Origin of the sequence: Nostoc sp. LEGE 12447, assembly GCF_015206985.1 — a bacterium.
GTDB lineage: Bacteria > Cyanobacteriota > Cyanobacteriia > Cyanobacteriales > Nostocaceae > Nostoc.
This window is the reverse complement of record NZ_JADEXT010000018.1, coordinates 99,664-126,017: the sequence shown is the minus strand read 5'-3', so window position 1 is coordinate 126,017 and position 26,354 is coordinate 99,664. Positions and strand designations below refer to the sequence as shown.

Here is a 26,354-nt window from a genome sequence, read left to right as displayed (position 1 = left end):
ACGGGTTTTTTCATTAACTTGCTCAAGGAGGCGCGATCGCGTCAAAATAAGAGTAAAAGACGCTGTAACCTAACTTAACAATGGCCCTAACGCAGCTTGAGCAACCTCTCTCCCCTCAACCAACACCGCCAGACTTGCGGGGATATGAATATGATTTGGTAATTGTCGGCGGTGGGATTATTGGGTTAACTCTAGCCTCTGCTTTAAAAGATTCTGGCTTGAGTATCTTGCTGATTGAGGCGAAAGTCGCATCAGCGGCCGTAGCGAAGGGACAAGCTTATGCAGTTCATCAGCTTTCGGCGCTAATTTACCAAGGAATTGGAGTTTGGGACAAAATATTGCCTCAAATCGCCAAATATTGCCGAGTTCGTCTTTCTGATGCCGACTATCCCAATGTGGTGGAATTTACCACAGATGATATAGATACAGCAGAGTTGGGTTATGTGGCGGAACACCAAGCGCTGTTACAGCCGTTGCAGGAGTTTGTCCAAAATTGTCCAAATGTGACTTATCTGTGTCCGGCTGAAGTGGTAAATACGCGGTACCAGCAAGATATAGTCGCGATAGATATTAAAGTTGCTGATCAGTTACGGACAGTTCGAAGCAAATTACTGATAGCAGCAGATGGGGCGCGATCGCCAATTCGTCAAGCTGCTGGCATCAAAACTTCTGGCTGGAAATATTGGCAGTCTTGCATCGTAGCATTTGTAAAACCAGAAAAACCGCACAACAACACCGCTTACGAAAGATTTTGGTCTAGCGGGCCCTTTGCGATTTTACCTTTACCGGGGAACCGTTGCCGTATTGTGTGGACTGCCCCTCACGAAGAAGCAAAAGCTTTATGTGCTTTAGATGATGAGCAGTTTTTGGCAGAACTTACCCGTCGCTATGGCGATCAGATGGGTAAATTGGAATTACTAGGCGATCGCTTTGTATTCCAGGTACAACTCATGCAAAGCGATCGCTATGTTCTCCCCCGACTAGCATTAATTGGTGATGCGGCGCACAATTGCCATCCTGTGGGTGGACAAGGTTTAAATTTGGGAATTCGGGATGCAGCAGCTTTGGCGCAAGTAATCCAAACAGCGCACCAAGCGGGTAAAGATATTGGCGACATTCAAATTCTGAAAAGTTATGAACGCTGGCGTAAGTTGGAAAACCTGACTATTTTAGGTTTCACCGATTTGTTAGATCGGATGTTTTCTAATAACTTTTTACCTGTAGTGGTGGTTCGTCGCTTGGGTTTATGGTTTTTGCAACGAGTTCCTTTCTTAAAGGTGTTTATGCTGAAGTTGATGATCGGTTTGAAGGGGCGAACTCCAGAATTGGCAAAACGATAAACGCTAGATTACAGCAGCTTGAAAAATCTGGTTTGGGGTGAGATTCAATTCGGGAAAGGTTTGGGAGATAACGATCGCATTATCTTGAAACTTACTTATTTGATATTCTCCATCAACCAAGTTACAAACGGTGATTGTCGGTTGTTTAGGATTGCCGATAAAATTGCGTCCACCCAAGGCAGCATAATCGACAATCCAGTATTCTGGGATACCCATCTCTTCGTAATCAGCGTATTTTAAATAGTAATCGTCTCGCCAGTTAGTTGATACAACCTCTATTGCCAAAGGGATCGATGTACCCAAACTAACGGTAGATTGTTTTTTCCATAATTCTTCATTTTCCAGATTGGCACGGTTTAGCACCAACACATCTGGTAAGTAACCAGAATCTTTTTCAGGAGGTCTAACTATAGCTTGGTTGGGGATGATGTAGGGCAATCTTAAACGTTGGATTTCAACAGAAATTTTGATACCTAGAAATCCTTTAACTTCTTCATGTTCCCCTACTGGTTGTGCCATCTCAACAATATCTCTGTTATGCAGTTCATAGCGTACACCTGAATTTTCAGGTAGCCAATCGACGAATTCCTCAAAGGTTACTAGCTTGGGTATGACTTGAGTCATGACTTTTGAGAGTTATTGCTTTGGAAATATTATCTCTAATCCAATACAGTTAAAGGTAAAACTTTTTGCCAAAGTCAATTATTTTAACGAACCACAAAGGACGCAAAGGACGCAAAGATAAGAAATAAGTCCTTAACTGAACCGTATTAATCTCTAATCTAGGAGACTGTGGACAGCTTTTCTACCACGGTTAAGAAAAAAGGGTGAGCAGTGCCCACCCCATGATTGCCGATTAGACTTAACCTCGCTTAACCAAATAAAGCTTTGATAATTTTTCGGATATCAAAAATAGAAACCCCTATTTTTGTGAGAAATTTTAAGACTGAATCTTTGGCCTGCTGGTATATATCTCTAAGTACGCGAGCAACATCTATGATTGAGTAGCCAACCTTACTGAGGATTGAAGCTGCATCATCCGCACTCTTACCAAAAACGTTTTTGAGTACCTGTCCCACCTCAGATGCGGTGTAGCCGACATTTTTGAGAATTTGAGCGGTTGCTTGGCTGCCTTGGCGGAAGACATCAGAGAGTGCCTGTCCCACCTCAGATGCGGTGTAGCCGACATTCTTGAGAATTTGAGCAGTTGCTTGGCCGCTTTCGTGGAAAACATCAGAGAGTACCTGTCCCACTTGAGATGCGGTGTAACCTGCGGTTTTGAGGAACGAGGCAACCTGATTATCGGTAGCATTAAAGACACTCACGAGCATTTGCCCAACATCAGTTGCATTGTAACCTACAGCTTTCAGAGCGGAAGTGACCTCATTTGCCCCTTTACCAAAGACACGATTTAGGGTCTGCCCTACTTCAATGGCTGAGTATTGAGCATCATGAAGAATTTGGGTAACTTCGTCAGATGTCTTGCCAAACCCTTCCTTGAGAACATGTCCCACTGCATCCACATCATATTTTGCACCTTTGAGCAAAGTAACGGCTTGGCTAGCACTCTGACCGTAGATGCTTCCCAGAACCTGACCCATATCAGCATAGGCATTCGTTGCCCAGGCGATCGCTTTGGAGCTAATGCCATTTAGCCAAGCTTGGGCATTTGGGAACAGCGTATCAAAGATTTGACTAGCTTGCTCTTTGATCTTCTGTTTGATCTGTTCGGCTAAAGCCTCCAAAGTTGATGGAGCAACAGTAATCGTAAAGGATGATAGAGGGAGTTTTTGACCATTCAAGGTACAGTTAGGCGAAACAGTGGCGGAAAATCCGTTGTTACTCAGAGTGATATCTAAAGAAAGATTTGCCGCAACGTTAATTGAAAGGTTATCTGCAACCTTGATGAGATTACTGCCAACCACTTTCTTGACGACTCCTAAATCAACGCTAAGGTTCGGCAGATTAAACCCTGCTGTACCCTTTATCTGCCAAGCTTTATCAGCAGTTTGGAGGGTGAGTTTAGTTTGGTTTCCAAGCCAGGTTCCTTCTAACCAAACGAGATCGTTTTCAATTAAGGCTTTTGCACCTAGCAGTGTTAAACCCGCTAGTGAGGTTGTGACATCCCCAGAGAAGCGATAAGTTTTATCACTGATGTCGCCTTTCAGGTTGCCGTTTACTTTCAAGAGAGAATTGCTGGAAAATAGCTGCAAATCGCCTTCATAGTGGAACTGATGATTGTTTTGATCGTCTATCAATTGCACCTGACCCTTAGAAACAGGTCGTTCTGAATTCAGCAGTGGGATCGACAAACTGCTGCTTCCATCTAAGCGGAAAGGAGTATTGTTAGCAGTGATTAGCTGCCATTGAGTTCCCTGAAGCTGGCCATGATTGGCGTTTGCGGTGGCATCGTGCGCCACTGTGCCCGAACCTTCGTTAAGTTGCCAGTAGCCAATTAATCCGGGTTCACTGCCCTTGAGCGATCGCATCATTGCTGCCCCAATTTCTTCGAGAGAACGCGCCCTATTCCAAATTTGGACATCGGCAATTTTTCCTTGGAAGAATCGCTCTGTTCCCGTTCCTCTGGCTCCAATCGCCCAGTTCTCGCTAACTTGTATCGCTCCTTGAGAACCAGTCACTGCATTCATCAGTAGACCATTCCGGTATAGCCGCCACATTCCACCATCAAACACGCCGGTTAAATAGACCCAGTTGCCTACATCTTCAGCCGGAATCGGTGCAGCAACCAGTTGTTCAAAAGGAAGACTATTTAATCCCCAATAACCAAATTGGTATTGTCCATTGAGAATTCTGAGGTAGACCTCTCCGGTTGGGGATGAGGTATAGCCGTGAGCAACGATGTTTTGTAATCCATCGATCGCATCGGGTTTGATCCATGCAGAGATGGTGATTGCTCCGGTAAAATTCAAGGCGGCAGGATTATTGAGTTTAACGTAATCGCTCTGCCCGTTAAATGCCAGCGCATAGGATGTGGGAGGCGCGATTTTTGGAGATGCGATAGCGATCGCTCCTGCTAAATTTAGGGTGACAACTTTCGCGATCGCACCTTTGATCTCGAATCCGGTCTTGAATCCTTTAGAAGAAGCAGCCAGACCAAAAACAGTGTCTAGTTTGGCGCTACCGACATTAAAGTTACCTCGCAGGAAGGCGACGATACCCTGCTCATTAGTGGTTGAGGCAGAAGGCAACACCGATAAAATTTGGGTTGCTTGCAAATCCGTGGTCAATCCCAAAGCAGAATAAGCGATCGCTTTCGATGTCGGTTGGGTAATAATTTGACTAAATTCATCAGGGGTTGTCACCAGCCAGCCTAGACTGCTAGACAGTGGGCCAAAGGAAACCTGGGTACTGCCCACGCGCTGATTCAGTGGTAATGCCTGAATCAACTCATTCACCGACAAGGTTCTTATCCCCTGGAGTAGATGCACTATATCTTTGTCATCTAGGGTGGGCCCATCTCCTTGAGTACCTAACGCTTGACCGCCAAGATATTTGGGAAGTTGGAGATAGTTTTGATTGAGCGAGAATTTGAATTCTACAGGAAGCTGATTTGGGATTGGGTGGTCAGGGTTGGTGAAGAACTCCTTGATATCAGACAGCAAGTTACTAATTTTCTGAAGTTCAACTTTCGGCTTAGGAAATTGGGCGTGTGCTTGGAGTGTTAAGCCTTCTAAGCCCAGATACTCGATACCAATATTGTCGTAGAACATGGGAATCGGCACTGGAAATTCAAGCGGCAGCACCATCACCGTATTGTTTAACCGCAGGCGACGTTGTATTGCTTGAGTGCTAGGTAGCGGATCGCGATCTTCAGGCAATGCGATCGCAGCAACTAAGGTAGCTAAATCAAACTGATCGATATCAGCGTCCATTTCCAGCAAGAACAATTGTCCGCCTGCGGTTTCACCAAAAGAAATGCTGCGAAGCGTCACACCATTGAGAACAGGCATCCCCAGCATCAAGCTAGGAAACAGCAATTTAATTGGTGGATCGTCTTTTTTGACGCTAGCTTTAAACTGCAAGGCTCCAGCAGGCGAGGCGGCAACCTCAAACTGGAAGCTTTGCGGCATTTGAAAATTGAGGTATTCCATGAAGCTTGTGGGGAGCTTGTGGAAGCTTTGGGAGATAGTCTCTAGAACTTCTTTGGCTGCATTAGACAGTTTGCCGCTACCGAGCTTGGCAAGTAAGGCTTCTAGACGTTCGGTGAGCTTGTCCACAAAGTTCTCAGCATTGATTTCTTGATCGAGAGGCAAACGATCTGGCAGCATGGCGGCAGCACCAGGAAGTTTACAAGCTGCTAACAAATGCTGAATTGGGGTTAGTGGTAAAGCTAGGGGTTTGACTACCTCAAATCCACCACTGGCAGCAAAGCTTGATCCGGTGTAGCTAAAGTTGGGTACATCGACGTTAATCTCACCGTATTCACCGAAGTCACAATGCCAAAAAGATTTTCCATTCGCGTCAGTCTGTGAATCGATCGCCTTAATAAAAGATGTTTCAGGAAGGAGCGTAATTCCTGCTTTACTAATCACGAGCTTCACTTGCACCGTTGTATCAGCTTCGTCATGTAAATCGAGGGTGCGGAAGAATTCTACTGCTGGAAGTGGGTTGCCATCGGCATCGTTTTCAATGTGTCCGTTCTCGTCTTTCTTGCGACCAAATAGATTATTCAGTTGTGAGGGTAGACCGATATCCAACTCTGCTTCTAGATCGACAATTCGACCTAATTGGATATTGAGGCTAGAAAACCCAATTTTGGCAGTGCCTAACTCGATGCGATCGCTCTCTAGTTCGATTGGTGGGACGGTGAAGTAAATCGACTCAATGTCACTCTTGCTAGCAATGCTCAGGATGACCCCCTGTTTATTTGCCGTAAAGGCCATAGCGATCGGGTCTTTCGGCAAATGTGTTTGAACGGTGGCATTCAAACCATGAAATGCTAGATCGACAGCAGCAGCAAATGTCCAATCACCGGAACTGCCAGAAATTGACAGACGCTCAAAGTTCAGTTCCATCATCCCTTGTGTAGACGGAAGCGGAATTGATACGGCTGCCTGAATTGCTTCAAATTGCAGTCCCCTGACTTTCTCTTCTCTAAAAATTGTCAGTTTGCCATCACTCTCGATCGCACCCGGAATCGACAGTCTTCCTGCCGCCGCAACGCTCCATTCGAGGGGAACTACCTCGCCTTCTTGAGCCGCAGGTTTGGTAAACTCTAGTTCCAAACCAGAAAGACTCAAGCTGATTTCCCCTAAATTCACAGGATGCATATCAACCTCAGCCGCCAGCTTCAGGGTTTTGCCTGCCTGAGATTGGTTGTAGCTAGCCTCCAGGGTGACAGAATCATCAAACACATCGGCATTTACTTTGCCGTCAACCGACCAATCCTGTCCTTTCAAGTCAAAAGTGAGTTGAAAGTCTTTAATTTTCAAGCCGTTGACAATCTCTTTTTCAACATTACTTTGAATTGCGATCGCGCAATGAGTCGGGCTATCTCGCCGATCTCGCTCAATTGTCAGGCTGACTTCACTAATGCTCAGATCGCCTCCATTGGCTGGAAATTCCCAAAGATCCTTGGCGAGAATTTCCAAGGAAAATGCACCTGTTTGAGGCGAGATGGCGATCGCAATATCTTTAAAGTGAAAAGTAGGCAGTTCAGCCGGTAAGGAAACATGATTCAGAAATACATCTGAGATTGCAGGTAGGTCTAGTTCTGCAATCATCCAATGCAACACAATATCAGTGTCTTTTTTAGTAACCTCAAATACTGCATTAGAAATGGTCGTATCACCCACGTGAATACTGCCGCTAAATGTCCCAGTCACGTCATCAGCTTTTCCGGTAACATGTAGTGCAAATTGTCCCTGCTCTAATACCAAGGAACTGATTCCGGGAATGTGACACGACCCAACATCTTTAGCACTTACACTAAAAGATACCGTACCATCGACTTCTCCAAAGGTGGCTTCGATCGCAATCTTCCCAGCACCCAGAAGCGACGATTGTCCTGCGATCGTAATTGTATTTTCAGAATCACTAACAATAAGGTTGAAGTCTAGTTGTGGAATCTCTAAAAGATTCATCAATTTGCCGAGGGGAAGCGCATCGATTGTGGAATCCTTCAGGGTGAATTGTCCAGTTTTTGCGATCGAGTCTTTTACAATTGAGATGATTTCAGTGATTGTTGAACTCATGATGTTTTGTCCTTCGATTTCTTGTGTTGTTTAGAACACTTTCAATCTATAGGAGTTGCTCAGGCAGGGCGATAACGGTAAATTGAGGAAAGTTAAGGATCTAGTTAAGTATCTAGTTAAGTTCGTAAACTACTCCATCGCCCAATACCGTTCGGTTAACGTTTTAACCCTCTTTTACCCCCTTTTTAAGGGGGTCGCCGCCGGCGGGGGGATCTTAGCTGCCACCACTAATTGCTAATAGCTGCTGGGGGTCTGCTAGAGGGTTAAATGAAGCAGACCCTGCATTGTGTAAGACTTGTCATACAATGAAATGCTTTGAGCCAAAGTTATCATACTAAAGATAGATGTAATATTATTTAACCTATGCTAAATGCCCAGTACTATCAACCATAGGATTGAAAATTAGTATTTTTGTACATAAAATTAAAAATCTAAAATTAAAAATTGGTAATAGTGATGGTTAGGAGTGTTAAAGTTTCAGGAAATTCATCGGAACTTTTCAGCGGGTATTCATGCTGAAGAAACTACAGAAAAAGCAAATTTCCATAATCGCGGGTGCGGCACTGTTTGCCTTTTTAGCTGGGGCAATGGTATCAGCACCTGAGATTGGTAAAACCGTTGGGCAATGGCTCAAACTCGGTAAGAATCAGGCAGAGCAAACATCTGATGCGAGCATTGCCCAATCAGCCGTTTTTCCGCTGATATCACAATCTCTGCCAGAACGGGCGGCAAAACTAGCAGAGATCGCAGGGCAGTCGCGATCGCCAGACCGAAATCGCGCTCGTTATCTTTTGGCGAGTGATTACATTGAAAGAACCCAAGCCCAAAAAGCCCTGGCTTTACTCCAAGGATTAGATAAAGACTATCCCATCCTCGCACCCTATATTTTGCTGAAACAGGCACAGGCAGAGGATATGCTGGGCGAAGATGGCAAAGCCTCGGATCTTAGGCAAAGTGTGCTGAAACGGTATCCCAAAGAAGCGGCTTTAGTGAAAGCACTATATCTGATTGCCCAACCGAAGCAACAAGAAATAGCGATCGCTCAATTTCCTTCCAATCCTCTAACTTGGGAAATTATTCGTAAACGCTTGCAAGAAAACCCCAATCAGCCAAAATTGCAATTGGTTTTGGCTCAATATGCTTACGATCAACCAGGCATAGTGGGCGTTTTAGACCAGTTAGTCAAACAGACTACCCTCAAACCCGAAGATTGGGAACTCATTGGTACAAGCTACTGGGAAAATAGCCAATTTCTGAAAGCGGCGAATGCTTATGCCAAAGCACCAAAAACATCGCGCAACCTCTACCGGACTGCACGAGGGTTACAGGTAGGGGGCAAAGACAAAGAAATAGCGATCGCCACTTACAAACAATTGGTACAGCAATTTCCCAATACCGAGGAAGCTGGGACTGCATTACTACGGTTAGCAGAAACAGCAAAAACAGGTAAAGACGGCTTACCCTATCTTGAGCAAGTAATTAGTAAATTTCCTAAACAAGCTGGTACTGCACTAGTACAAAAAGCCAAAACTCTCGAAACCCTCAAGGATCAAAAGTCAGCTAGCGCGGCGTGGCAATTACTCATAGCCAAATATGGCAATTCGGATGAAGCCGCAGAGTATCGCTGGAAAATCGCCCAAGATAAAGCCAAAGCCAAAGATTACGTTGGTGCTTGGCAATGGGCAGAGCCAATTGTTACTAACAATCCCAACAGTATTTTGGCTCCAAGAGCAGGCTTTTGGGTCGGGAAATGGGCAGCTTCGCTAGGAAAACAGCAGGAATCTCAAACTGCTTATGACTATGTAATTAGTCAGTTTCCTTACTCTTACTATGCTTGGCGAGCAGCGAATATGCGGGGGCTTAATGTAGGCAACTTCGACAACGTGCGCGTCATGAACCCTGAAGTAATCGCACCCCAGCGTTCATTACCACCGGCTGGTTCTGAGACTTTCAAAGAATTATATCTGCTGGGTCAAGACCGCGATGCCTGGTTGCAATGGGAAACGGAATTTCAGAATAAAATTCAGCCAACAGTAGCAGAACAATTTACTGAAGGGTTGATGCGGCAGGCAAGGGGAGAAAATCTCATTGGAATTGACAAAATCTCTAAGTTGGAAGACCGGGAAACACCAGCAGAACTTGCTCAATATCAAACTCTGAGCAAACAGATTGCCTACTGGCAAGCGCGTTATCCATTTCCTTATCTTCGAGAGACTGAAAAATGGTCTATTGAGCGTAAACTCAATCCCCTGCTAGTCACCGCTTTGATGCGTCAAGAGTCAAGGTTTGAGCCAAAAATCAAATCCGTCGCTGATGCCACTGGCTTGATGCAGTTATTGCCGAGTACAGCTAAATGGATCGCCCCACAAATTAAGGTGGATTTCAAAACAATAAACCTCGAAAATCCCAACGATAATATTATGCTGGGTACATGGTATTTGGATCATACCCATCAGCAATATAACAATAACTCGTTGTTAGCGATCGCCAGTTACAATGCCGGGCCTGGTAATGTCTCCAAATGGCTGCAAACTCTAACTACACAAGACCCAGATGAGTTTGTTGAACAAATTCCCTTTGATGAAACCAAAAATTATGTGCGTCAAGTATTTGGTAACTACTGGAATTATTTGAGACTTTACAACCCTGAGATTTCTGGAATCGTAGGAAAGTACTCAACTACACATCCAAAATTGCCAGCGCAGTGATTCATGCCCAATCGGATGAGCAACTAGGGATTAGGTGAGTTTGATTTCACAAGAGGCAGGCGGCATCAAGAAGAGACAAGGGAGACAAGGAACAGAGGGGAGACAACGGAGAGAAAAGCTTGTTCAATAATTCCCCCTTGTCCCCCTGCTCTCAATACTGCTCGGGTTTTGCATTTTTAACTCGGAATTGGATTTGGGGAAAAGGTTAAAGGGTAAAGGTTTTTTCTTTCCCTTTTCCCCCGCCCCTTATCCCCAGAGGGGACCCCACCTTCCCCTTTTCCCCTTAACCAACAAGTATTGCCCCTGCTCCCCTGCCCCCTTCTCATCTTTAGCTACCTATGTCATTACCATTGATCATTGATGTCACCTGCGATTCGACCGCATTAACATAACCTCGATCGTTCAAAACTTGCGTTGGTAACTTATTAGCCTTGATAGCAGCCTGCACTATATCTTTTGCTGTCAGGTTTCCTATTTGGAATTCAGATAGCAAAGTACCCGCACTGGGAATACCCTGCTCTTTGAAAGCACCTTGATAAGCTAGAAAAGCAATATTGAAAGGTTGAAGATACCTGACATTTTGCGAATCTGTGTTGATTTGCCTCCCACTATTATTAACTGTTTGAGCGTCAACAATTCCAGGCATAAAAGCAATACAGGCAACGACAAGTGCAGAATTTATCAAATTTGTTAGTTTCATAATCTTTTCCTCAAATGAACTAGGTTTATTAGTTTTGTTTAGTAACAAAATCCTATTTTTTAGTAATCTATAGGATCTTGATATTCAGTTTTTATCTTCCGAAATCTTCTTTAATCAAAATTACTCAGTCCCATCATTTGATATGCAATAAAAGCAGTATCAAATGATTTGAGATAATTTACATTCTTGGGATAGCTAGATAAAACGTCATAGTTTACGAACGTGTTCATTGATGCGCCAGATTTTTGATTATCGGCTGTATGAACACTAGTGATTTTAGGCATAGAATTAATCCAAGCAACAAGATGTGCAGAATTTATCAAGTTTGGAATTTTCATATAGTTATCCTTAATTGAAATAAAGTACACCAGTTAGTATTATTAAGTTGCAAAGTCTGCTTTTTTATAAATCTCAACATTTTACACTCAGTTTATTTGATAGGTTGATTTGTTAATTACACCAAATAGCTGAGTCAAATTAACCCCACTCTCAGGAGTTGAAAATTTGTAAAAGATTTAGTAAGTAAAAACTTATAAAATGCAAAAGTGCGCCAAATTAAATATCTGGTTTGCTAGCCGTTCTCAAAGGTGCGATCGCTCATATATATGTAATAACGATTTTCTCTTTTAGATATTTTTTACTTTTGGCTATAAACTGAAATCCAACTTTTTTTAGCTACTTTAAAGTTTCCATACCAATATGCTAGGAAATCTTTCCGATAGAAGCAAATACTTTTAATTTTTAATTTGATAAGCAAAAGTGATGCTAATTAATACTGGCATTGCAAAATTTTCTCTAAACCTTATTGATGATTGATTTGAGGTTAGATGGGCTCTGGTGTAAGTTAGGCGCTCAGGAGGATAAAATAAGCTGATCGTGTCAAAATGTTAAGTGTATAGTTTATTTGCAAACTCACTTATGCCGAAAGCAATTTGGAATGGCGCAGTTTTAGCCGAAAGCGATCGCACCGTAGTTGTGGAAAACAACCATTATTTCCCTGCTGACTCTATTAACAAGGAGTACTTCACAGACAGTAATACCCACAGTACTTGTCCTTGGAAGGGTGTCGCCAGCTACTACAGTATTGAGGTTGATGGACAAATCAACAAAGATGCTGCTTGGTACTATCCCAGCACCAAGGAGAAGGCTAAGAATATTGAGGGTTATGTAGCCTTTTGGAAGGGTGTAAAAGTAGAGGCTTAATAAAAGTTGCTGGAAGTATTTTAGTTTCAGAAAATTGATTTAGTATTTACAGCAATCATCAAACAAAATTTTGTGGAGGTTGACTTGTGTCAACCTCCACATTTTTAGAGGTTGTTTGAAAAGTGCTTGGCTGTGATTTTAGGCATTTATTGATCCCCCCTAACCCCCCTTAAAAAAGGGGGGAACCGGAATCAAAGTCCCCCTTTTTAAGGGGGATTTAGGGGGATCTAAAACGTCTTGCTACCAAGAAGAGGACTTTTCAAACATCCTCTTAAACTATTTGCTAATTTATTATTAATTGCTGCGTTTTTCAATTCCAAACTCAGAAGTACAGCCTGATAGCTATGTAAGAAAAGTCTCATTGAGAATCTTTGCTAACCAGTACTTTAAAATGTCATTATACCTTTGCTTTACAAAGTGGGGTTTGCTTTCTCTTCGCTAGACCAATCCTCTGGTGCGTCAACAGTTCCCGTGATCGCTTCCAGCACATCCCAAGCATCCTCGGATGATGATGTTTCTTTCAACTCTTGAATTGTAATTACATAACGCCTGTTAGGTGCTAAATCTAAAGGGACATCTGGGCGCAAAACACCCCCGTCAAATACAACTGTTACTCTCTTGTTCATAAAAAACCTCTGAAACTTGTGCAGCAGTTGTGTGAGCTAATCTAAAGTACTCGAAGCTGACCCGATCGCGCTTCCACAATCATGATAATATAGTGCCGAAAATTGGCAGAAGCAAAATTGCGCGTAGGCGTAGCCCATTGTAAAAATTGTTATTTGCGATCGTTTTAGAGGATGCTTTTAGACTGTGGTAACGATCGCATAAGCGTTTGCGATAAATAGATAAACTCTGGTAACAAAACAACTTAATTAATAAGCTTTTCTTAAGTATTGTTAACGATCGCATAAGCGTTTGCCACAAATAGATAAACTCTGGTAACGAAACAACTTCATTGATAAGCTTTGCTTAAACGTTGTTAACGATCGCATAAACGTTTGCTACAAATAGATAAGCCCTGGTAACAAAACAACTTAATTGATAAGTTTTGTTTAAGCGTTGTGAACGAAGACATAAGTTTTGTCACAAAAACACAAGCATTCTGGACGAAACAACTTGTGTTCTGGACGAACAAACAAGTTTTCTGTAACAACGGATAAGCATTCTGGACGAAACAACTTGTATTCTGGACGATCGCACAAGTTTTCTGTAACAACGGATAAGCATTCTGGACAAAACAACTTGTATTCTGGACGATCGTACAAGTTTTCTGTAACAACGGATAAGCATTCTGAACCAAACAACTTGTGTTGTGAACGATCGCACAAGTTGTGGTAATGAAAACAACTTTATTCTTAACGTCCGCTTCTGTTTTAGTAACAAATTGACAAGCTGTTGCGAGCGCGGGAATTTGATTTGTAACGTCGCTGCTGCAAAAATACTTAAATTATTCTTGTGAAAAGGATTTTCTTTAAGCTTCGCATGGCACAAGTAGCAAAATTATGCTGATGCCAAGCTTGATAGAAATCGGGGTAAGGCATATTCTGGGCACATTTCCAGGCTAAATCGTAGAAATCATCATCCAATCGCCAATAACCGCTTAAAGCTTTAACTATTTTAAACCAATGGTTATTATCTCGTATAATTTTCCCTAAGCTTAATGCTGCACGCCTACGTGTGTAGTCATTCACATTATTGGATTGCAGCAGTTGCACCAAGGCGGTGATTGCAATTTCATTACCAGGGTCAATTTGCCCTAATGCTGCTGACAGCATTAGGGTATCGTCATCGAGATGATTTGATTGCAGCAGTTGCACTAAGGTGGTGATCGCAATTTCATTACCAGGGTCGATTTTCTCTAGGCTTACTGCTGCCTGGCAACGGGTGTAGTCATTCACACCATTGGATTGCAGCAGTTGCAGCAAGGAGGCGATTGCAATTTTATTGCCTGTGCCGATTTGCCCTAAGCTAGATACTACCAGCATACGAGTGTCGTCATCGAGATGATTTGATTGCAGCAGTTGCACCAAGGCGGTGATCGTAATTTCATTGCCAGTGCCCATGATTCCTAAGCTTTCTGCTGCCAGGCTACGGGTGTAGTCATACATATTATTGGATTTATTGGATTGCAGCAGTTGTATCAAGGCGGTGATCGCAATTTCATTGCCAGGATCGATTTTCCCTAAGCTAGATGCTGCCAGGCAACAGGTGTAGTCATTCACATTATTGGATTGCAGCAGTTGCACCAAGGCAGTGATCGCAATTTGATTGCCAGGATCGATTTTCCCTAAGCTTTCGGCTGCCAGCCTACGGGTGTCTTCATTTACATTATTGGATTGCAGTAGTTCCACCAAGGCGGTGATCGCAATTTCATTATCAGGGTCGATTTTCCCTAAGCTTTCGGCTGCCAGCCTACGAGTGTAGTCATTCACATTATTGGATTGCAGCAGTTGCACCAAAGCGGTGATCGCAATTTTATTACCTTTACCGATTTGCCCTAAGCTTTCGGCTGCCAGCGTAGGGGCGACCAGATGGTTTGATTGCAGCAGTTGCACCAAGGCGGTGATCGCAATTTCATTGCTAGGGTCGATTTTCTCTAAGCTTACTGCTGCCTGGCAAAGGGTTAATTTATCCACATTTATGGATTGCAGAAGTTGTACCAACGCAGTGATCGCTTTTGTATACTCCGTCTGTTGCAGTGCCAACCTAGCTTCCTGGGTAATTTTATAGGAAAATTGTACCCACTCTTGCTTTTTGATGTTGAAATAATCAAAGCCCCATTTGGTAATTTGCTTTACGATTTCATTGGCTCTTAAATAATCTTTAAACTCTACAATTCCTGCGGCTGCTAAAAAATAGGCACGGTATTTATAAAATTTTTGACATCCATCTTTAAAACTAACTAAAGCATCAATAAACTGTTGTTTTTGCTCTTTTAGATTTTCTTCTTCTCGTCCTAGCCAAAGTAATATTGTTTGCTTCCATTGCGGTTCAAAAATGCGATAAGTTCCTTGACTGGGATTTTTAGGAACGTGATTGAGAAAGAAATGCCAATCATCTATTGCTTTAGCAGCAAAATACTCTTGAAATGAGGCATGAAAGAAAGCGTAAACAGGTTTTCTATTTGTATCTATTCCTACACAGTTCAACCAGCCGCGATTTAGTGCCAATTTCAGCAGCGAATTTTCATCATCAGCATTCCCTAAGAAGAGATTAACAAAATCCTCCCGCAAGCGAAAACGGTTAGCTTCTTTGTCTATTGCTGCTTTAGCTAATTCTCCCAATTTAATATTAAGTTGCTGACGCTGTTTAGAGTTTGTCACAAATTCGGCTTTTTTCCACTTGTCAAAGTCATCAACAAATTGCTGATAAAGTCCCGCTTGAGTACCGGGTAATTTACCATCTCCCGATTGCCAATTTAAACACAGCAGCGTCAACCGCAAAGGATTTTTCACTAAATCCTGAATCCGTTCTTTACCTGATTCTTTTAACGCAGTACATAACTGCTTTCCAGTTTCAGGAATAGCAGCAAACCATCTGTGAATAAATCTCTCTACCTGTTCTGGATAAGAAAAATCTAAACTGCGATAGGTATCAAAATCATCAAGTGCATTACTGCTGCCATCCCACAAATTAACCCGACAGGTCAGCACAATTCGCGCTTGAGAAATTAACCCTCCTTCACGAAATTGCCGTGCAATCTCTGTTAGAGGATTAGATGCGGACATTTCATCTAACCCATCTAACAACAGCCACACATTATTTTGATTAAACAGAGCAACAAAATCATCCTTTAGTTGCTTAGTGGCTTCAGCTTTACCTATTTTCTCAGCTACCTGAGTTAACCAATTCTCCAACAGATAAGCTTTTAGTTCCTTTTCTCGCAAATCTGCTAAAGATACCCAAATGACAATCGACTGGTGAATCTCACGAGATACCCAATCAGCAATCTGCTGTAATAGTGTTGTCTTTCCTGCTCCTGGTTCGCCAATAATTGCAATTCGCTTACCTTGACTTTTAGGCGTGTTTTTCTGTTTGAGAACTTCATCTAGAAAAACATTATGCTCAAATGTTTTGGTGATTTCTGTTTCTTTGTACAGTTCTGAACCGTGTTCTGGAGAAACATCACCCTGACGTTTAGATTGTTTTTTGCGCTCAACTAATCCCAGTGGTACATAAACATCATCAACTTGCAAGGCTACCCCTTCAGTTGATGTCAGAGGATTTGTAGTTAGCTTTTGCCGTTCTCCGAGTATTTCACGGCAGACTTTACGCCAGTCATCGGGAGTTAACTTTGTCCCATCCTCCCCTGGGGACGACTGTAGTCAGTTGTAAGTATTGTGCTGTTGCCCTATTGTGATTTGTTGGGCAACCATTGCACCTTTCTCTGCTTTTATTTCTTCTGCTAACTTCGCAAAGTTATTGACAACTGATGGCTGTGACTTGATTTCTTCTACTAATTTTTTAATTTCCTTAGCAGTCTCAGACTGGTCATTGTTAACTGCTGCTTCCACATCCACAACTGCTTGAGCAATTTCTGGGTCTGCATCTGCTGCGGCTTTCAGTTCTAGCACTGCTTGACCATAATCTAAACGCTGTGGTTCATTTCCCTCTACAGCATTGGTGAGTAATGGCGATTTATTCTTTTGGCGGAGTAATCCGATTAACTTGCTACCTAGCGTCCATGTAGCATCACCAAGGTTTTCGCCAATTTTCTCCTGTGCTTTAGTCCAAAGTGTAGTAGCGATCGCAGTAGCAACAGCCGTCAGTGTTACAGTTACCATAAATTCACTACAAATTGAATTAAATAATATAAATAGTATTACGCAAATGGGCAATTATTACTGATATAACCCAGTTCTTAACCCGCGCAGGCGGGTTTTGTCTGTGTAGCCGCGATTTCTAATCGCCCACGCACTATAAAACAAACAGTGCGTTACGCCAAAGGCTAACGCACCATAAAAAAATATATAAAACCTAATTATGAATTATTAATTAGAGGCTGCCTTTTCTCCCACATTACGAATTATCTCCTCCAGGGTTTGCAATAACTCTTGCTCGTTGTAAGGTTTAGAAAAGTAAGCCCGTGCCCCCAATTGCATAGCTAGTTGCCGATGTTTATTGCTGCTACGAGAAGTCAGCATTGCAACTGGAATATTTTTTGTATCAACATCCGAATTGACCTTACCTAAAAAGCCATAACCATCAAGACGAGGCATTTCAATATCACAAATTACCGCTTCAACTCTCAATCCATTATGGAGTTTTTCTAAAGCATCTTGACCATCTTTAGCTTGCTCTACTTGATAACCTCCCTTTTCAAGAGTCAGGGCTAAAAAGCGGCGAACATTAATCGAGTCATCTACAATTAAAATTGTGCCTTTCTGCTTAACGGATGCTGCTGATATTTTATTTTCATCAAATATTAGGAACGGTGTTTTTAACCTTGCTGATGGTAATTGAATACCTTTAGGAGTCCGGCGATTTGTAGCAATCCAATAAAGCAATTCATTAACATTAACTAGTGGCACTACTCGACCATCACCGAGAATTGTGCAGTTGCTGAAGCCTTCTGGTAAAGGTATATTTCCCTCAACTTGGCGAATAGCAACTTCTTGTTCACCCCAGCAACGGTCTATTTGGATTGCTACTGGCTGATTATTCCCTTTGACTACTAATACACTGTTAGCATTAATTGCTGCCGGAGTCTCTAATTCTGAAGTATCGTAGCGCAGACAATTAAACTCTAAATAAGGAGTCAGGCGAATCAGTGGCAGCATGGTTCCTTGCCAATTTAGAACTTCGCTACCTGCCATTTGGAAAACTCGCTCTTGTTGGAGTAAGAATATTTCTGAAATGACATCTGTGGGAAATGCCAACAGCATTTTGTTGATTTCTACCAGCAGAACTCGCGCAACAGAAAGTGTAAATGGTACTGATAGAGTGAAAGTAGTACCAACTCCTGGTTCCGTATCAACTTTCACATCTCCTCGAATTAGTTTGAGATTGTTACGAACTACATCCATGCCGACACCTCGACCAGATAATGCTGTAACTTGTTCGGAGGTGGTAAAACCTGGTTCAAAAATTAGTGATAATAGTTCTTCGTCACTAGCATTAGCAAGTAGAGAAGCATCCAATCCCATAGCTAAAGCACGGGTGCGAATTTTCTCTAGAGAAATGCCCCAACCATCATCTCGGATGGTAATCAGGGTGCGATTACTGCGGTGACTAGCTGTAATTTCAATCAATCCTTGTTCTGGTTTACCTAAAAGGCGACGAGTGCCAGAGTCTTCGATACCATGATCGAAAGCATTCCTTAAGAGATGCATTAAAGGTTCGTTTAATGTTTCTAAAATGCTGCGTTCAATTAAAGTATTGCCACCTTCAATTTTTAACTGAACATTTTTCCCATACTCTACATTTAAATCGCGCAAGGCTCTAGGAAAACGTTCGGTTAAATCGGACAGTGGCCGCATTCGGATGTGATTTAACTTTGTCTGTAACTGTTTGGATGTTTTGTTGATTTTACGAGCGATTTGGTCTGTATCATCTACACTGAGTTGCACATCAGTTGTAACTTCCTGTACCTGAACAATGGTTTCCATAACTTCCTGCGATCGCAAGTTTAAATCGTTATAGCGATCCATTTCTAAGGCATCAAATCCTCTGTCTGTGCCTTGTGCTTGGTGGCCATTTTCAGCTTGTACCCGTAACCCAGTAGCTTGAGTAGAAATTTTGTCATAAGCTATACGCAAATCCTGGTTTTCTCGGTCGAGAACTTGTACTCGCTGGTTCAGGTTCCGAACGAGTTTGCGTAATCTTTCTAGTTGCGAGTTTAAGCCATTTCGCTGAACAATCAGTTCGCCAAATAAATCATTAATTTGCTCTAGTTGTTTACTGGGAACTCGGACGCTATTTTCATGAATTTCCCGATCTTTAACAACGCCGTTTGACTCTCCTTTTCCTTCGCTAGATTTAGCATCGGCAGGATTATTTTCTCTAGCAAATATGGGATTTTGTTCTGTAACATTAATAGAATTAACATCATCTGCAAATTCTGCATCTACAAATGTAAAATTAGCAGCGATACCTGCGCCAGGATGCGCCAACGCTTCATCATTAGTCCAATTTTCTCTAGTATTTTCTGGCTGCCAAACAGGTGTTGGCACTGCTTCTGGCAGGGCAATATCTATGTGTGCGATGGGAAGCTGTGGTATTACTTCTGCTGCTGGTAATAGTAGTGGTGATTGTGTATAACTAGCAAAATCAAGTTCCGTAGGTAAGTTATCTAGTTGATTTGTCAGCACCAAAGCTTGCGATCGCCGCCATGCTTGCAATGCTAATTGGGCAATTTCGGGAATGCGCGAACTGCTAACCGTTTCCAATTGCTGTGTTACTGACTCACAAAGCTTGGTAAAAGCTGCCAACTGAAGCATTTCACCCAAACCGCCCAATTCCGCTGCCATGATCACAATTTCTTCATGCAAACCAGGCTGTTCGCTATCTGCCAAGATAGATTCTAAACGCTGCAAACACTCTTCTACTTCTGTGGCAAATAGCAAGGGGATAACGTCTTGTCCATCCTCTGGGGATAGCATGGATGAGGCATCCTCCGGGGTGGGGTCGCCTAAGCGATCGTGCAACTCATCAAAAACTGGGTAACAAAAGGTTGCTAACCACGCATCTTCAACAACATTTCCTTCTGCAAGCAATTCGACAATCTGACGCAGCCAATCAACTCCAGATAGCAATAAACTTTGCAACTGGGTGTCAATTTCTAGAGAATTTTTTTTCGTTTTTAAAACTTTAAAGGAATCTTCCAAACGATGGGATAAATGACTTAGCGATTTAAATCCCATCATCCCCGCGCCACCTTTAATGGAATGAGCGGCTCGGAGTGCAGCATTGATTTTCTCTAAATCAATGCGGTTAGTAGTATCAATTTCTAGCAATACCCCTTCTAAGGTATTTAAGTAATCAGTTGCTTCTTCCAGAAACTGCATCTGGATTTCTAATTCTTTGTCTTGTAACATGGTTTTTGTCCTTAGTCATTGGTCATTGGTCATTAGTCATTGGTCATTGGTCATTGGTCATTAGTCATTAGTAAAAGGACAAATGACAACGGACAAATGACAACGGACAAATGACAAATGACAAAATTAACTAACTTTGAAAGCCTCGACAGTCTCTTGTAACTGTTGAGAAATCTCCACCGTTTGTTGTAGAGATTCGGAAACTTGACGAGAAGAATCGCTGGTACGTTGTGATATAGCAGCAATATCTTTCATCAATTGGCTAACACTTTGTGATGTTTCAACTTGAGATGCAGTTGCAGTAGAAATCGACTGTACTAAGGAGTCAATTTGACGCGATACATCCAAAATTTCACTCAGGCTTTGTTTCGCCTCCTCCACAATTAGAGTCCCTTCCACCACTTGGGTAGTGCCTATTTCCATCGCTTGAACCACTTCACTGGTTTCTCGTTGGATATTTTCAACAATTTGTTCAATTTCTTGGGTTGCTGCGGCACTCCTGACTGCTAATTCACCGACTTCTTCAGCAACTACGGCAAAACCTTGACCTTCTTCACCTGCACGCGCTGCTTCAATGCCGGCGTTAATGGCTAGTAAATTAGTTTGAATGGCGATTTGGTTAATCAAGGAAACTACACGGGAAATTTGTTGCGAAGATTCTCCCAAACGTTTCACTTTCTTAGCAGTTTCACCCACAGTTTCCCGCAAAGACAGGATATTTTGTACTGTTAAATCCATCGCGTGTCCACTCTTGGTAGCAGTGTTAGCGGCATGATTGGCAACGAAAGCAGCTTTTTCGGCGCTTTCGGCTACCGCTTTCATGGATTGAGTCATTTGGTCAACAGCATCTAGGGTGCGGTTGATTTCGGCAGCTTGCGTAAGTGCTTCTTCTGCTAAATGGCGCATTGCTCCTTCGTTAGAGCCAATGGCAGTATTAACGTGGGTGGCAGCTTTTTGAACTTGGGTAACAATATCGCGGAGACTTTCGACAATTGAGTTGAAAAAGTCGGCAACAGTACCGATTTCTCCAGCTGTCACGTCTGCACGTACTGTTAAGTCGCCTCTGGCTGCACCTTCTACATCGTTGAGTAGTTCTAAAAGTTGTTGTTGCAGTGTTTCTTTTTGATGCCGTTCATCATCAGAATCGGTAATTCCAATATTCCTAACTTGTTCTATCTCCTCTAATAACTTGGCTTGTTCTAAGGCATAGCCGACTTGAGTTGCTATCTGTTGAAATAAGTCAATTTCCGGCTGTTGCCAAACACGTGGGGTTTCGCAATGATGAGCAATTAATAAGCCTAAAAGTTTTTCTTGAGCAAGAATTGGTACAACCAAATTACCTTTGACAGCAAATTTTTCTAATAGTCGAATGTAACTGTTGGCATTTTTCAGACTTTGGTCTTGATGAATATCTGCAACTGCTTGCACCTGTCCATCACGCTCGGTTTCTATATAACGTTCCCGAAAATAAGGATCGTCGATTTTCACTCCAAGCATTTCCGGCCAATTACCAGTTACCGATTCCGCAACAACAACGCCATCCCGATTATCTGAATTCAGGCTATAAATTATTACTCGGTCTGTTTTTAGAACTTGCTGAACTTCTTTCACTGCTGCGTGATAAATATCTTCAGTTTTCAGACTTCTCCGAATTCGTAAGGTAATATCTGCTAGTAATTTTGCCCCTTCAACGTCTATTTCCTGTTCTTTAACTAAGACCTGTAATTGTTCGGCCATCAGGTTGATATTTGCACTCAATACCCCTAATTCGTCTTCCCTTTCGATTTCCACACGGGTATTGAATTTACCTTGACCAAGCTTTGTTAATGCCGCAGTTGCATTGAGAATTGGCAGTGTAGTAAGTTTAGCTAACCAAGATGCGATCGCACCCACAATCAATGCTGTCAGTGCTGTACCAATCGCTATAGTCCACAACAATTGTCTTTGCGGCTCAAATACAGTTGCAGTATCTGTGGACAAAAGCACTTGCCAGTTTAAATCAGGTAAGCCATCTAGTTTGGCGGCTGGTACGTAGCTGACCAATTTTTGTTTTTTGTCAGTTTTAGGAACATCTATAAAACTATCTACCTTGTTTGCTGTCAGCAGTTTAGGTAAATTAGCATACTCTCCCTTTGCCTCTTTCCCCAATAATCCCTTTTGGGGACTCAAGAAAACTGTTCCTGAAGCATCAAGCAACTGATATTGTTGTCCATTGGCTACGTAGTTTTTGATGACTTCTTCTAAAGATGTTACAGGCAGCCGCGCTCTTACCACGCCAATGGTTTGGCCCGTCCTTTTCTCTTTCACAGGTGCAGCTATATAAATACTCACTACACCAGTATTCTTTACTGCTTCTGGTTTACTGATGACAGGAGTATCTTTTTGTAAAGCGTCTTGAAAGTAGGCAAGGTCTTTTTGATTTTCCAGGGGTTCGCCTGTGGATTGGACAATCAAGTTACCTTGACGATCAAAAACAGCCACGCTGTCATAAGCTTTGTAAGCTTCGACAATTCGATCTAAAACTGCTTGTTTCTGTGAATTGCTGGTACTACCTTGGGAACTTGTCAAAAAAGGCAAACTTGAGATTACCTGAATATCCCCGTAGCGCCCCAGCATAAAGCGGTTAATTTTATCACTTAAACCAGTTGCTTCAGCTTGTTGAGACTGGGTAATTTGCTTAGTAATGGACTTGTTGGCAAAAGTAAAAGCGATCGCACCGATGCCCAATACTGGTATTGTACCGATTGCGATCGCTAAAATAGTCGCCTTCTTAGCCAATCCGAGTTTTGTAAAAAAGGCAAAAGCCTGGTTTAACGAAGAATTATTAGCAGTTCCACTACTATTCTTAGTTGGTAGCTTTATAACACCACTAGTTATTTTTTGGGATGAAATCAGCGACGCTCTATTTTGAGCGCTGCTACTTTGATTTGTGTTGGTTTTATTAAACATAAAAATAGTTCTCTTAACTATGTGAATAAGAACACTAAAAATCCTTTTTAGTAGTACATTTTAATCACTGCGGAGAATAGAAGACTGCCCAATTGCCTGTGCATCTAATACCAGCAAGATTTCTTCTTGTTGGACAACGCAGCCACATAAATAAGGAACCAAACTGGATGCCACTTGTCCTATAGGAGAATGAATTTCATCAGCAATGAACTTAGTTGTACCTTTGATTTCTTGCACAACTAAACCTAGCACCAATGATTCCACTTGGATAACGATCGTACTGTATTGTCGCAGTCGGTAATCTAGAGATTCTAAATTTAGCATTCTTGGCAAATCAACTACCCAAATTATCCGACTCCGCCAATTCATTAATCCTAATATGCAGGTGGGCATATTAGGCATTGAGGTTACAGATTCAATAGGTACAAGAATTGCTTCTTGCGTATGCTTCATTGATAAAACAGCAGCAGTTTGTTGATTTAGCTGAAACTTTAGATAACTGTCTGCTAAATTATTTTGATTTGGTTTTAAAGGAAGTGGAATGTTTGTACTAGTCATTGATTCAAATTACCACTGATTTAATAGTACGTAGGAGATGTTCGCGGGTGTAAGGTTTAGTTATGTAGGCATCTGCACCTTGTCTCATTGCCCATAAACGGTCAATCTCTTGGTTTTTAGAACTACAAATCACAATCGGCACTTTTGCAGTAATCGGATTTCTTCTCAGAGAACGACACAATTCAAATCCGCTCATCTCTGGCATTACTACATCAGTAACGATCGCATCTGGTTTTTCTAACACAGCTTTTTCTAAACCCTCTTTTGCACCACTTGCTTTAATTACGTTATAACCACTCTCTTTGAGATAATGACTCATTAATTCCAATTCACTGGGAGAATCTTCTACAATCAGAATTGTGCCAAGTAAAGTCAGACTCACTATATAAATCTCCTAAAAAATAACTTAAGGCGATTAAATTTGCTTATAGTTATTGGTTACTAGTAAAATTAACCAAGATGTTTAAAAACTATTTTTAGCAATTCTGATTGTGTAAAAGGCTTAGTCAAATATCCTGAAGACCTAACCATTTTCGCTTTTGCCCTGTCAATAAATCCTGTTCTACCAGTCACCATAATGATAGGTGTGTATTTAAAAGCTGAATGTTTTCGTAATAAGGAACATAGCTCATAACCATCTAAGCTCGGCATCTCAACATCTAGTAAAATCAGATCGGGCTTACTCCGCAAAATCTGCATTAAAGCTTTCACCGGATCGTTTATCATAACAACAGAAAATGTATTTTCATCCAAAAAGTGTTTAATAGAATTTAAAACTGTTTGGCTATCATCAATGCAGGCAATTGTATATAGTTTTTTTGCAGCAGGTAGTTGATTAGTTTTATTATTTTCAGGCATGTCAAAGTTGATTGATATTGGCAAATTTTGCCCAAGTTTTATTTGTATTGGTGGCTGAATTTGAGATGGTTGTATTTTAGATAAAACTTGGGAACCTGCACCAGACGGAATTGATGACTGGATATTTTGCCGATTTCTTAACTGTCTTTGACAGTGTTCAACAAGTAACCGCAAATCCAGGCGACAGAACTTTGGTAGTTCATCCAAAGAGCTTTCCGGGCTGAATTCATAGCTACCTTCTTTTAAACACAGAAATGATTCCAGTACTTCTTTTGCCAATTCGTCTATCAGGCTTGCTGCTTGCACAGCAGTAATATAATCCTGATTTACTAACCAACAAATAGCTTGGTAATCCGCATTAGGTATTGATTGATGTTCATCCTTCGTCTCAAACATCAGCCGCATTTGCACGCGAGTGGCGCTGTTGAGAGCAGGAATCTGCTGGCTTAAGCGTCGCAAGTGACTGTCAAGCCGCTCAAACAGTTTATCTGAATAGGAGGCATAAGTAAGTTTACCGTCCTCTAGATAAATTGACCAAGAAACTATTCCAGTAAATATGCTTAAGCACCCTGTAGCACGGCGGCTGGTTAATTGTGCTAACAGAGATAGTGGATGTAGTTTCTGGAACAACCTGTAGCTACCTATAGGAGTTGTGCTCATTTTGCTTTTACTTCAGCTAAATTCGATACGTGTTGGCTAAATTCGTATAGAGTTATTCCACATTTGAAATCAGCTAAAAAGCATCAAACTTTTGTATTTTAAAGTACATCAGTTTACATCTAGGTTTGTGGTACAACTCAACGACAGTAGCGTTATTTTCAGATGAGTAAATCTTAGTAAATTCATAAATCGTTATTAATTTACTTACTGTTACTGAGATTGATAAACATCTTGCGAGAATAAGACATAAAAATGTCAAGACTAGATGAAGCCACTTTCCATTGAGTAACCCCCATCTGACCACAGGAATAATACTGATTTTGTAGATAGTGATATATTTGAATTTCTGTATTTACACTGAAGTAAGCTCTATTTTTAAAGGAGCTAAACGCTAGATGAAGCCACTTTGTATCGAGTTACTTCAACTTGACCACAGTAATAATACTGGTTTATTGATAATAATAAATTGATTTTTTATATGTTTTAGTTTCATGAACAGAGATAATAGTATCTCTTATTTCAGTGTTCATACCTCGGTGGATGCTGCAAAAGCCTTATCAGCAGAATTTATCGAAAAGTTCCAGAAAAAGTATTAGCAGCAGGATTAGTAGTTTTCCATTCTATAACTACGTCATCGTGAGAACTTTCGATGATATTACCTGCGCTATCAATAATTTTTTTCACAGGAAAATCAGGAATAGGATTTGTAATTTGTGCTGAGGAAATATTAGAAAATACTAAGTTGAAAAGCAGAACTAGGCAGATACCAATTAAAAATGATGATTTATATTTAATTTATCGCGTGATTAACCTATTTGTCTGAATGACAATAATCTGTCACTGACAAAAAAATTAGTCACTGCACAGTATAACTACCAGCCTAGGTAAAGTAATTCAATTTATTAAAAATGCGGATAAAAGGACTTGAACCTTCACTCCTTTCGGAACTAGAACCTAAATCTAGCGCGTCTGCCAATTCCGCCATATCCGCATCAGTTTACTATCCTACCATAAGAAATTATTTTTGTGAATAGGGAATAGGGAATGAGGAAGAAGCAGTTCTTGCTGGGGCAATGGGGAGAATAAAAAATTACCTCTTTCCCCCTCTGCTCCCTGCCCCTCTGCCT

16 protein-coding genes and 1 tRNA gene are annotated in these 26,354 nt (G+C 41.7%); 3 read left to right on the top strand and 14 right to left on the bottom strand.

Annotated features, from left to right (window positions below; genetic code table 11):
- Nucleotides 1-80: 80 nt before the first annotated feature.
- Entirely contained in the window at nucleotides 81-1,340 is a 1,260-nt protein-coding gene (locus tag IQ274_RS19320; protein ID WP_194143142.1) for an FAD-dependent hydroxylase, read from the top strand.
- Between the two features lie 3 nt (nucleotides 1,341-1,343).
- On the opposite strand, the gene IQ274_RS19315 is transcribed toward IQ274_RS19320, so the two are convergent.
- Together IQ274_RS19315 and IQ274_RS19310 are read right to left on the bottom strand one after the other, a co-directional pair.
- Complete coding sequence (locus IQ274_RS19315; RefSeq protein WP_194143141.1) at nucleotides 1,344-1,964, bottom strand: Uma2 family endonuclease; 621 nt, start codon at nucleotides 1,962-1,964, stop codon at nucleotides 1,344-1,346.
- 248 nt (nucleotides 1,965-2,212) lie between these two features.
- Nucleotides 2,213-7,555 (bottom strand): LamG-like jellyroll fold domain-containing protein, encoded by a 5,343-nt coding sequence (locus tag IQ274_RS19310; protein WP_194143140.1) that lies wholly within the window; start codon nucleotides 7,553-7,555, stop codon nucleotides 2,213-2,215.
- 512 nt (nucleotides 7,556-8,067) lie between these two features.
- Here IQ274_RS19310 and IQ274_RS19305 point away from each other — a divergent pair.
- Complete coding sequence (locus tag IQ274_RS19305) at nucleotides 8,068-10,263, top strand: transglycosylase SLT domain-containing protein (protein ID WP_194143139.1); 2,196 nt, start codon at nucleotides 8,068-8,070, stop codon at nucleotides 10,261-10,263.
- Between the two features lie 328 nt (nucleotides 10,264-10,591).
- Here the strand turns inward: IQ274_RS19305 and IQ274_RS19300 are convergent, their stop codons facing one another.
- Both IQ274_RS19300 and IQ274_RS19295 read right to left on the bottom strand, forming a co-directional pair.
- Nucleotides 10,592-10,963: a hypothetical protein gene (locus IQ274_RS19300; protein ID WP_194143138.1), complete on the bottom strand. Its 372-nt coding sequence runs from the start codon at nucleotides 10,961-10,963 to the stop codon at nucleotides 10,592-10,594.
- Between the two features lie 110 nt (nucleotides 10,964-11,073).
- Nucleotides 11,074-11,301, bottom strand: a complete 228-nt coding sequence (locus IQ274_RS19295; protein ID WP_228058255.1) for a hypothetical protein — start codon at nucleotides 11,299-11,301, stop codon at nucleotides 11,074-11,076.
- Nucleotides 11,302-11,881: 580 nt separating this feature from the next.
- Here IQ274_RS19295 and IQ274_RS19290 point away from each other — a divergent pair.
- Complete coding sequence (locus IQ274_RS19290; RefSeq protein WP_194143136.1) at nucleotides 11,882-12,166, top strand: DUF427 domain-containing protein; 285 nt, start codon at nucleotides 11,882-11,884, stop codon at nucleotides 12,164-12,166.
- Nucleotides 12,167-12,576: 410 nt separating this feature from the next.
- Here IQ274_RS19290 and IQ274_RS19285 read toward each other — a convergent pair whose 3' ends face one another.
- The 10 genes from IQ274_RS19285 to IQ274_RS19240 all read right to left on the bottom strand — a co-directional run bounded on the left by IQ274_RS19285 (nucleotide 12,577) and on the right by IQ274_RS19240 (nucleotide 26,218).
- Nucleotides 12,577-12,792 carry an antitoxin family protein gene (locus IQ274_RS19285; RefSeq protein WP_194143135.1) on the bottom strand — a complete coding sequence of 72 codons (216 nt, stop codon included), beginning with the start codon at nucleotides 12,790-12,792 and terminating at the stop codon, nucleotides 12,577-12,579.
- Between the two features lie 426 nt (nucleotides 12,793-13,218).
- On the bottom strand, nucleotides 13,219-13,494 hold the full coding sequence (locus IQ274_RS19280; protein ID WP_194143134.1) for a hypothetical protein: 276 nt from the start codon (nucleotides 13,492-13,494) through the stop codon (nucleotides 13,219-13,221).
- Nucleotides 13,495-13,608: 114 nt separating this feature from the next.
- A complete protein-coding gene (locus IQ274_RS19275) occupies nucleotides 13,609-16,362 on the bottom strand; it encodes a HEAT repeat domain-containing protein (RefSeq protein ID WP_228058254.1) in 2,754 nt (917 codons plus the stop codon).
- A 129-nt stretch (nucleotides 16,363-16,491) separates the two neighbouring features.
- Nucleotides 16,492-16,950: a hypothetical protein gene (locus tag IQ274_RS19270; RefSeq protein WP_194143133.1), complete on the bottom strand. Its 459-nt coding sequence runs from the start codon at nucleotides 16,948-16,950 to the stop codon at nucleotides 16,492-16,494.
- Nucleotides 16,951-17,157: 207 nt separating this feature from the next.
- Nucleotides 17,158-20,202, bottom strand: coding sequence for a hybrid sensor histidine kinase/response regulator (locus IQ274_RS19265; protein WP_194143132.1), 3,045 nt, complete (start codon nucleotides 20,200-20,202; stop codon nucleotides 17,158-17,160).
- Nucleotides 20,203-20,328: 126 nt separating this feature from the next.
- Complete coding sequence (locus IQ274_RS19260) at nucleotides 20,329-23,151, bottom strand: methyl-accepting chemotaxis protein (protein WP_194143131.1); 2,823 nt, start codon at nucleotides 23,149-23,151, stop codon at nucleotides 20,329-20,331.
- A gap of 60 nt (nucleotides 23,152-23,211) precedes the next feature.
- The gene (locus IQ274_RS19255; RefSeq protein ID WP_163928296.1) at nucleotides 23,212-23,709 is read right to left on the bottom strand and encodes a chemotaxis protein CheW; all 498 of its coding nucleotides are present in this window, start codon (nucleotides 23,707-23,709) and stop codon (nucleotides 23,212-23,214) included.
- A gap of 4 nt (nucleotides 23,710-23,713) precedes the next feature.
- Nucleotides 23,714-24,091, bottom strand: coding sequence for a response regulator transcription factor (locus IQ274_RS19250; protein WP_012411883.1), 378 nt, complete (start codon nucleotides 24,089-24,091; stop codon nucleotides 23,714-23,716).
- A gap of 68 nt (nucleotides 24,092-24,159) precedes the next feature.
- On the bottom strand, nucleotides 24,160-25,227 hold the full coding sequence (locus tag IQ274_RS19245) for a response regulator (RefSeq protein ID WP_194143130.1): 1,068 nt from the start codon (nucleotides 25,225-25,227) through the stop codon (nucleotides 24,160-24,162).
- Between the two features lie 909 nt (nucleotides 25,228-26,136).
- Nucleotides 26,137-26,218 (bottom strand) — tRNA-Leu (locus tag IQ274_RS19240).
- Between the last annotated feature and the right edge of the window lie 136 nt (nucleotides 26,219-26,354).